Origin of the sequence: Microvirga calopogonii (genome assembly GCF_003347665.1) — a bacterium.
GTDB classification, from domain to species: Bacteria; Pseudomonadota; Alphaproteobacteria; order Rhizobiales; family Beijerinckiaceae; genus Microvirga; species Microvirga calopogonii.
On sequence record NZ_QDGA01000211.1, the window covers coordinates 1 to 2,826 of the forward strand.

A 2,826-nucleotide genomic window follows, 5' to 3' on the forward strand; every position below is an offset into this window, starting at 1 on the left:
CGCCAAAACATCTTCGGCGTTGTAAGGTTAAGCCTCACGGTTCATTAGTACCGGTTAGCTCAACGCATCGCTGCGCTTACACACCCGGCCTATCAACGTCGTCGTCTTCAACGTTCCTTCAGGAGACTTAAAGTCTCAGGGAGAACTCATCTCGGGGCAAGTTTCGTGCTTAGATGCTTTCAGCACTTATCTCTTCCGCATTTAGCTACCGGGCAGTGCCATTGGCATGACAACCCGAACACCAGTGATGCGTCCACTCCGGTCCTCTCGTACTAGGAGCAGCCCCCCTCAATTCTCCAGCGCCCACGGCAGATAGGGACCGAACTGTCTCACGACGTTCTAAACCCAGCTCGCGTACCACTTTAAATGGCGAACAGCCATACCCTTGGGACCTACTTCAGCCCCAGGATGTGATGAGCCGACATCGAGGTGCCAAACACCGCCGTCGATATGAACTCTTGGGCGGTATCAGCCTGTTATCCCCGGAGTACCTTTTATCCGTTGAGCGATGGCCCTTCCATTCAGAACCACCGGATCACTATGACCTGCTTTCGCACCTGCTCGCGCCGTCACGCTCGCAGTCAAGCCAGCTTATGCCATTGCACTAACCTCCTGATGTCCGACCAGGATTAGCTGACCTTCGTGCTCCTCCGTTACGCTTTAGGAGGAGACCGCCCCAGTCAAACTACCCACCAGACACTGTCCGCAACCCGGATCACGGGTCCACGTTAGAACATCAAACATTAAAGGGTGGTATTTCAAGGTTGGCTCCACGCAGACTGGCGTCCACGCTTCAAAGCCTCCCACCTATCCTACACATCAAGGCTCAATGTTCAGTGTCAAGCTATAGTAAAGGTTCACGGGGTCTTTCCGTCTTGCCGCGGGTACACTGCATCTTCACAGCGAGTTCAATTTCACTGAGTCTCGGGTGGAGACAGCCTGGCCATCATTACGCCATTCGTGCAGGTCGGAACTTACCCGACAAGGAATTTCGCTACCTTAGGACCGTTATAGTTACGGCCGCCGTTTACCGGGGCTTCGATCAAGAGCTTCACCTTGCGGTTGACCCCATCAATTAACCTTCCGGCACCGGGCAGGCGTCACACCGTATACGTCCACTTTCGTGTTTGCACAGTGCTGTGTTTTTAATAAACAGTTGCAGCCAGCTGGTATCTTCGACTGGTTTCAGCTCCGTGAGCAAGTCACTTCACCTACACACCAGCGTGCCTTCTCCCGAAGTTACGGCACCATTTTGCCTAGTTCCTTCACCCGAGTTCTCTCAAGCGCCTTGGTATTCTCTACCTGACCACCTGTGTCGGTTTGGGGTACGATTTCGTGTTACCTGATGCTTAGAGGCTTTTCCTGGAAGCAGGGCATTTGTCACTTCAGCACCGTAGTGCCTCGTCATCACGCCTCAGTGTTAAAGTGAACCGGATTTACCTGGAACACACACCTACACGCTTAAACCGGGACAACCGTCGCCCGGCCGACATAGCCTTCTCCGTCCCCCCTTCGCAGTAACACCAAGTACAGGAATATTAACCTGTTTCCCATCGACTACGCCTTTCGGCCTCGCCTTAGGGGTCGACTCACCCTGCCCCGATTAACGTTGGACAGGAACCCTTGGTCTTCCGGCGAGCGGGCTTTTCACCCGCTTTATCGTTACTTATGTCAGCATTCGCACTTCTGATACCTCCAGCAGCCCTCACAGGCCACCTTCGACGGCTTACAGAACGCTCCCCTACCCAACAACACATAGTGTCGCTGCCGCAGCTTCGGTGCATGGTTTAGCCCCGTTACATCTTCCGCGCAGGCCGACTCGACCAGTGAGCTATTACGCTTTCTTTAAATGATGGCTGCTTCTAAGCCAACATCCTGGCTGTCTGTGCCTTCCCACATCGTTTCCCACTTAACCATGACTTTGGGACCTTAGCTGGCGGTCTGGGTTGTTTCCCTCTTCACGACGGACGTTAGCACCCGCCGTGTGTCTCCCGTGATAACATTCTCCGGTATTCGTAGTTTGCATCGGGTTGGTAAGCCGGGATGGCCCCCTAGCCGAAACAGTGCTCTACCCCCGGAGATGAATTCACGAGGCGCTACCTAAATAGCTTTCGGGGAGAACCAGCTATCTCCCGGTTTGATTGGCCTTTCACCCCCAGCCACAGGTCATCCGCTAATTTTTCAACATTAGTCGGTTCGGTCCTCCAGTTAGTGTTACCCAACCTTCAACCTGCCCATGGCTAGATCACCGGGTTTCGGGTCTATACCCTGCAACTTAACGCCCAGTTAAGACTCGGTTTCCCTGCGGCTCCCCTATACGGTTAACCTTGCTACAGAATATAAGTCGCTGACCCATTATACAAAAGGTACGCAGTCACCCCATAAAAGAGGCTCCCACTGCTTGTACGTACACGGTTTCAGGTTCTGTTTCACTCCCCTCGCCGGGGTTCTTTTCGCCTTTCCCTCACGGTACTGGTTCACTATCGGTCAGTCAGGAGTATTTAGCCTTGGAGGATGGTCCCCCCATATTCAGACAGGATACCACGTGTCCCGCCCTACTCATCGAGCTCACAACCAGAGTGCTTTTGTGTACGGGGCTGTCACCCTGTATCGCGCGACTTTCCAGACGCTTCCACTAACACTCAGGCTGATTCAGGCTCTGGGCTGTTCCCCGTTCGCTCGCCGCTACTGGGGGAATCTCGGTTGATTTCTTTTCCTCGGGGTACTTAGATGTTTCAGTTCCCCCGGTTCGCCTCACAGCACTATGTATTCATGCTGTGATAGTGCAACGGATTGCACTGGGTTTCCCCATTCGGACATCGCCGG

1 rRNA gene is annotated in these 2,826 nt (G+C 53.8%); it reads right to left on the bottom strand.

The features are described 5' to 3' along the window. Positions 1 to 23 precede the first annotated feature (23 nt). A 23S ribosomal RNA gene (locus DDF70_RS35845) occupies positions 24 to 2,826 on the bottom strand; the annotation flags it as partial.